Below are 6,254 nucleotides of genomic sequence, written 5' to 3' on the forward strand. Positions count from 1 at the left end.
GGGTGAGGGCGGCGGTCAGGCGAACGTGACGGTCATCGAGCGTCTGTGACGCTCCCGGGGCCGCCGCCGAAGAGCTGCTGCCACACGGTGTGATCGGTGCGGGGACCGCCGGGGGTCTCCGCACCGTGGACCGCGATCTCGGCGTCGATGTCGAGCGGGCGGGTGGGCGAGGCCATCGCGGCGAGCTCCCCGGCGACGGCCGCGTCGGGGACCAGCCGGCACACCTCGAACTCGATGCCGTCCGGGTCCCGGGCGTACAGCGCCTTGGTGGAGGCGTGGTTGCTCGCCCCGGTCAGGGCGCCGGCCTCGGCGAGGCGGGTCCGCATCCGGGCCAGCTCGGCCAGGGTGTCCACCTCCCACGCCAGGTGGTACAGGCCGACCCGCCCGGTGCGCTGCCCGGAGCCGGGTTCGGGCGACCGGAACAGGCCCAGGTCGTGGTCGTTGGCCGAGCCCGCCGCCTGGAGGAAGGCCGCCCCGGGGAACGCCTGCGGCAGCGGCCGGAATCCGAGGACGTCACGGTAGAAGGCGAGGCTGCGCTCCAGGTCGGAGACGAAGAGGACGGCGTGGTTCAGTCGCTGGATCGGCATGCGGTTCCGTTCGGGGCGGGTGCGGAAGGGAGCGGGTGGAGACGCGTGTCCGCCGGGGCGGGGGCACCCCGGCGGACACGCGTCTTCGGGTTCGGTCAGTCCGTGGCGGGCAGGGAGCGGAGCACGGCCCGCGCCTCCGCCATGACCCGGTCGACGAGTTCGGCGCAGGACGGCAGGTCGTCGATCAGCCCCGCCACCTGCCCGGAGGCCATCACGCCCAGATCGGTACGGCCCTCGACCATGGACGCCTTGAGCAGCATCGGGGTGTTGGCGGCCAGCAGGATCTGGCTCCACGCAAGGTCCTTGCCGTGCTTCATCGCCAGGCCGTCCCGGATCATCTGCGCCCAGCTCATGCCGGACTCGCGCCGGAAGGCCGCGGCGTGCCGGACCGCCCGCAGCAGCGCGGCGGTCCGGCCCGAGCGTTCGAGGGCGTCGACCAGTTCCGTCCGCAGCATCCGGTGCGGCAGCCCGTCCACCTTCGTGGTGACGGTGACGTCCGTGACCGCCGCGGCGAGGTAGCGGGCCTTCACCGCGTCGGGGACCGTGCTGTCGGAGGTGAGCAGGAAGCGCGTGCCCATGGCGATCCCGGCCGCGCCGTACGCCAGCGCCGCGACCAGGCCGCGCCCGTCGTGGAAGCCGCCGGCCGCGACGACCGGGATGTCCACGGCGTCCACGACCTGCGGGAGCAGGACGGTGGTGGCGACGCCGCCGGTGTGGCCGCCGCCCTCCCCGCCCTGCACGATCACCGCGTCGGCGCCCCACGCCGCGACCTTCTCGGCGTGCCGCCTGGCCCCGATGGAGGGGATGACGACGACGCCCGCGTCCTTGAGCCGCGCGATCAGCTCGCGGGACGGCGCGAGCGCGAACGAGGCGACCTTCACCCCCTCGTCGATGATGATCCGCACGCGCTCGCCCGCGTCCCCGGCGTCCGCCCGCAGGTTCACGCCGAAGGGCGCGTCCGTACGGGACTTCACCTCGCGCACCGCGGAACGGAGCCGGTCGACGCTCATCGTGGCCGAGGCCAGGATCCCGAGGGCGCCGGCGTTCGCGGTGGCCGAGACCAGGCGGGGACCGGCCACCCATCCCATGCCGGTCTGCACGACGGGGTGCCGCACCCCGACGAGCTCGGTGAGCGGCGTGGCGATCGTGACGTCGCTCATGAGGGGACCTCCCGGTCGCGCAGCCCCTTCGGGTCGATCTCCTCGCGGATCAGCCGCAGTTCTTCGGCGGTGGGCTCGCGGGTGTACGGCACCTCGTCGGGGACGGTCAGCGCGAAGCCGGTGGACTCCCGGACCTCCTCGACCGTGACGCCGGGGTGCAACGAGCGCAGCCGCATGGTGCGGTCCGGGGTTTCGAAGTCGAAGACGCCCAGGTCGCTGATGACGTCCGGGAGGCGGTGGTAGCGGGTCGCTGAGGGGCCGGCCGCGGCGGCCCGGTCGTAGCCGACGCCGCAGACCATGTCGACCCGCTCGACGAAGACGCGGGTCGAGTGCTTGGGCACCCAGTAACTGGTCGGGTTGTTCAGGGTGTTGACGGGTGCGCCGCGCACGCCGAGGAGCTGGCGCTTCGGCCGCGCCCAGTCGCCGATGCAGCTGATGTTCTGGTTGCCGTACCGGTCGAGCTGGCTCGCGCCCATCATCACGTGCCGGCGTCCGGTGGCGACCATGGCCAGGTGTTGGCGGTACGGCAGCCAGCCCTCCACCACCCGGGGCGCGGCGCCGACGGCCGGCACGTCGGCGATGAGCAGTGCCTCCCCGTCGGTCAGCAGCAGGTCGGGGGCGAAGGTGAGCTTCGCGAGACGGGCGCCGATCATCGGGACGGTGCCCATGGGGCTGGCAAGGACCTCGCCCGCGTCCCGCCACGCCTCGGCGCAGGCGACGACGCAGTACTCGGCCCGGGTCGCCGTCGCGGCCGTCGTGGTGCCGTCGGTGCCGCTCACGCTTCCTCCTTCTGGAACGCCGCGACCGCGGCCTGATAGGCGTCCTCGTCGCCGGACAGGAACCGGGCGGTGAAGGCCCGCCACGCCTCCGGGTCCCGGGCCGCCTTCACGTAGGCGCGCTGGAAGGCCTCGTCCCGGTCGTAGTCGGGGGCGCAGGAGGTGAAGTGCGCGCCGTTCGGGGTCTCCACGACACCGTCGACGAACGCGCGCTTGAGCAGCAGCGACTGCGGTCCCGCGTCCTTGAGCAGCTCCGAGGTCTCCACGATCCGCTCGCAGGAGACGTACGCGGTGTCGGCGGCCTCGCAGAACAGGTCGTCGAAGTACGGGTCGGGGCCCAGGTACTGGCCGTTGCCGTGCGCGTCGGCACGGTTGAGGTGGACCAGCGCGGCGTCCAGCCGCAGCGAGGGGACGGCGACGAGCTCCTCGCGGTCGCCGTACGGGGACGTGACGGTCCGCAGCGAGGGATTGACGGTCATCACGTCCGAGGCGAGCCCGGCCCGGATGGGCATGAAGGGCAGCCGGTGCACGGCGGCGGTCAGGCCCCACATGAGCATGGCCTCGTCCAGCTCCACCATCTCGAGGGCGCCGCGCTGCCGGGCCGCGCCGAAGTGCGGCTCCAGGGGGACGGAGTCGAGCGTGGCGAAGGCCGCGACCAGCTTGCGGACCTTCCCGGCCGCGGCGAGCAGCCCGACGTCCGGGCCGCCGTACGACACCACGGTCAGGTCGGTGACGTCGGACCGCAGCAGCGCCCGTACCAGCGCCATCGGCTTGCGGCGCGATCCCCAGCCGCCGATGCCGATCGTCATCCCGCTCCGGAGCCGGCCCACGACCTCCTCGGCGGTCATCGTCTTGTCCCTGCTCACGACTGCTGCTCCTTGTCCGTGTCGATGGCGTCGTCGTCGGCCCCGTTCCGGCCGAAGGCGTCGCGGACCCGGTCGGCGACGCCGCTGAGGTTGGCCTCGAAGGTGAAGCCCTGTTCGAAGCGGTAGCTGCGGTGGACGTCCACCGGGTCGATGCCGTTGATGGCGGCCTTGGCTAGCCGGATCAGCCGGCCGTCCTTGGCGGCGACCTCCCGCGCGAGTTCGAGCGCCGCGTCGAGCAGCCGCTCGCGCGGGACGACCCGCCAGACCGAGCCGTGCCGGTGCAGCTCCTCGGCGGTGACCGTGCGCGAGGTGTAGTACAGGGCCCGCATCAGCTGCTGCGGGACGAGCCGGGCCAGGTGCGTGGCCGCGCCGAGCGCGCCCCGGTCCAGCTCGGGCAGGCCGAAGGTCGCGTCCTCGGAGGCGACGATCGCGTCGGCGTTGCCGACCAGACCGATGCCGCCGCCGAGGCAGAAGCCGTGCACGGCGGCGACCACCGGCACCTCGCAGTCGTAGACGGCGGCGAAGGCCTCGTAGCAGCCGCGGTTGGCGCCCAGGAGGGCGTCGTGTCCGGCCGTGCGCTGGATCTCCTTGATGTCGACGCCGGCGTTGAAGCCGCGGCCCTCCGCGGTGAGCACGACGCAGCGCACCTCGGGATCGGCCCCGGCGGCGCGTACCTCTGCGGCGAGGTCGTACCAGCCCCGTACGGGGAGGGCGTTGACCGGGGGGAAGTCGACGGTGACGACGGCGATGCCCTTGTCCGGGGCGGAGGTGGAGACACCCATGAGCAGATCAGCTACCTTTCCACCAAACGTTTGTTAGGTGGAAGATAGCAGCGGTTCGCGCGCTGCGGGAGGTGTCCATTGGCAGTCACCATCGATCTGTCGGGAACCGTCGCCGTCGTCACCGGCGGCACGCGGGGCGTCGGCGCCGGCATCGTCCGCGCTCTGCTCGAAGCCGGCGCGGAGGTCGTGACCTGCGCGCGACGCGCCCCCGACGAGCCCGTCGAAGCGGCCGGGCGCACGGCCCGCTTCCTCCCCCTCGACCTGCGCGACCCGGCCGCCGTCGCGGACTTCTTCGGCCGGGTCCGCGACGACCACGGAAGGCTGGACGTCCTGGTCAACAACGCCGGAGGAACACCCTTCCGGATGCTCGGCGACGGGGGAGCCGAGCAACAGGCCCGGGTCGTCGAACTGAACCTCGTCGCCCCCCTGACCGCCTCCCTCGCCGCGTACGAGGTGATGCGCCGTCAGCCCGGGGGAGGGGCGATCGTCATGATCGGCAGCGTCAGCGGCACCCGCCCCTCACCGGGCAGCGCCGCCTACGGCGCCGCCAAGGCGGGCCTCGACAACCTCGCCCGGTCCATGGCGGTGGAATGGGCGCCGCTGGTGCGGGTCAACACGCTCGTCCCCGGCATGGTGCGCACCGAACTGTCCCATCTGCACTACGGGGACGAGGACGGCATCGCCTCCGTCGGCCGCACCGTGCCGCTCGGCCGGCTCGCCGAACCCGCCGACATCGGCGACGCCTGCGTCTTCCTCGCCTCCGACCGGGCCGCGTACGTCACCGGCGCCAGCCTCCTCGTCCACGGGGGCGGGGAACGTCCGGCCTTCCTGGACGCGGCGACGGTCAACCACTGAGCCACCCCTCACTCACCGAAAGGCACCCACCATGACAGGACTGTGCAACGGACGCGTCGTCGTCGTCACCGGCGCCGGCCGTGGCCTCGGCCGCGCGCACGCGCTCGCCTTCGCCGCCGAGGGCGCCAAGGTCGTCGTCAACGACCTCGGCGTCGGCCTCGACGGCACCGGAGGCGGCGCGGGGCCCGCCCAGCGGGTCGTCGACGAGATCACTGCGTCCGGCGGGGAGGCGGTCGCCCACGGCGGCGACATCGCCACCGCCGACGGCGCGGCCTCGCTCGTCGCCACCGCCCTGGACGCGTTCGGCCGCCTCGACACCCTCGTCAACAACGCCGGCTTCCTGCGCGACCGCATGCTGGTCAACCTCGACGAGGACGACTGGGACGCCGTCATGCGCGTCCACCTCAAGGGCCACTTCCTGCCGCTCAAGCACGCCGCCGCGCACTGGCGGGCGGAGGCCAAGGCCGGACGCGAACCCGTCGCCCGCGTGATCAACACCGGCTCCGGCGCGGGGCTGCTCGGCAGCGTCGGGCAGGGCAACTACTCCGCCGCCAAGGCCGGGATCGTCGGCCTCACGCTCGTCGCCGCCGCCGAGATGGGCCGGTACGGGGTCCAGGTCAACGCGATCGCGCCCGCTGCCCGCACCCGGATGACGGAGCAGACCTTCGCCGAGACGATGGCCGTGCCCGAGGGGGCGGCCTTCGACGCGATGGCCCCGGAGAACGTCTCCCCGCTCGTGGTCTGGCTGGGCTCCGCGGCCTCGGCGGGCGTCACCGGGCGTGTCTTCGAGGCCGAGGCGGGCCGGATCACGGTCATGGAGGGCTGGCGCCCGGGCCCGACGGCGGACAGGGGCGCCCGTTGGACGCCGGCGGAGGCGGGTGAGACGACCCTGAAGCTCCTCGCGGCCTCGGAACCCCCGCACCCGGTGTACGGCACCCGCTGACCACCACGCCCCACTGCCGTTCCCGCCCCACCGGGACGGCGCCCACGCCATTGCGGGCGGTCGCTTCACCGGGGCGGTGCCCACCCCGCGCCCCCGCCCGTTGTGGGCAGGCGTTCCGCAAGGGGCGGAACGGGTGGGCACAACGGACGGCGCCCTTGCCGGCGCCCGAGGCTCCCGGGCCTGGACCCGCACCCCGTGCACAGCTCCCTGGTGGTGCGGGTCCAGGCGCGGAACGCGGAGGCGCCGCGAAGGGCGCCGTCCCGTGTGCCCACCCGTCCCGCCCTG

Annotated in this window: 7 protein-coding genes; 2 read left to right on the forward strand and 5 right to left on the reverse strand. The window is 73.8% G+C overall.

The annotated features are described in order from the left end of the window. Positions 1-32 precede the first annotated feature (32 nt). The 5 genes from K7G60_RS32915 to K7G60_RS32935 form a co-directional block, all read right to left on the reverse strand. Complete coding sequence (locus K7G60_RS32915; RefSeq protein ID WP_225804625.1) at positions 33-587, reverse strand: VOC family protein; 555 nt, start codon at positions 585-587, stop codon at positions 33-35. Positions 588-682: 95 nt separating this feature from the next. Then, positions 683-1,747, reverse strand: a complete 1,065-nt coding sequence (locus tag K7G60_RS32920) for a nitronate monooxygenase family protein (RefSeq protein ID WP_225804626.1) — start codon at positions 1,745-1,747, stop codon at positions 683-685. Next, positions 1,744-2,526, reverse strand: coding sequence for a CoA-transferase subunit beta (locus K7G60_RS32925; RefSeq protein ID WP_225804627.1), 783 nt, complete (start codon positions 2,524-2,526; stop codon positions 1,744-1,746). Before K7G60_RS32925 ends, K7G60_RS32920 begins: the two co-directional genes overlap by 4 nt. Further along, complete coding sequence (locus K7G60_RS32930; protein WP_225804632.1) at positions 2,523-3,371, reverse strand: CoA transferase subunit A; 849 nt, start codon at positions 3,369-3,371, stop codon at positions 2,523-2,525. Before K7G60_RS32930 ends, K7G60_RS32925 begins: the two co-directional genes overlap by 4 nt. Positions 3,372-3,385: 14 nt before the next feature. Beyond that, on the reverse strand, positions 3,386-4,171 hold the full coding sequence (locus tag K7G60_RS32935; protein ID WP_225804628.1) for an enoyl-CoA hydratase family protein: 786 nt from the start codon (positions 4,169-4,171) through the stop codon (positions 3,386-3,388). Positions 4,172-4,249: 78 nt separating this feature from the next. Here K7G60_RS32935 and K7G60_RS32940 point away from each other — a divergent pair, with 78 nt between their 5' ends. Next, positions 4,250-5,026: an SDR family oxidoreductase gene (locus K7G60_RS32940; RefSeq protein WP_225804629.1), complete on the forward strand. Its 777-nt coding sequence runs from the start codon at positions 4,250-4,252 to the stop codon at positions 5,024-5,026. 31 nt (positions 5,027-5,057) lie between these two features. Beyond that, on the forward strand, positions 5,058-5,969 hold the full coding sequence (locus tag K7G60_RS32945) for an SDR family oxidoreductase (RefSeq protein ID WP_225804630.1): 912 nt from the start codon (positions 5,058-5,060) through the stop codon (positions 5,967-5,969). Positions 5,970-6,254 lie beyond the last annotated feature (285 nt).

Origin of the sequence: Streptomyces sp. NK15101 (assembly GCF_020400725.1) — a bacterium.
Lineage (GTDB): Bacteria > Actinomycetota > Actinomycetes > Streptomycetales > Streptomycetaceae > Streptomyces.

Bases quoted from the DNA above. Each gene is read 5' to 3' on its own strand.
- K7G60_RS32945 (WP_225804630.1), top strand. From the start codon at position 5,058: ATGACAGGACTGTGCAACGGACGCGTCGTCGTCGTCACCGGCGCCGGC.
- K7G60_RS32935 (WP_225804628.1), bottom strand. From the start codon at position 4,171: ATGGGTGTCTCCACCTCCGCCCCGGACAAGGGCATCGCCGTCGTCACC.
- K7G60_RS32920 (WP_225804626.1), bottom strand. From the start codon at position 1,747: ATGAGCGACGTCACGATCGCCACGCCGCTCACCGAGCTCGTCGGGGTG.
- K7G60_RS32930 (WP_225804632.1), bottom strand. From the start codon at position 3,371: ATGACCGCCGAGGAGGTCGTGGGCCGGCTCCGGAGCGGGATGACGATC.
- K7G60_RS32915 (WP_225804625.1), bottom strand. From the start codon at position 587: ATGCCGATCCAGCGACTGAACCACGCCGTCCTCTTCGTCTCCGACCTG.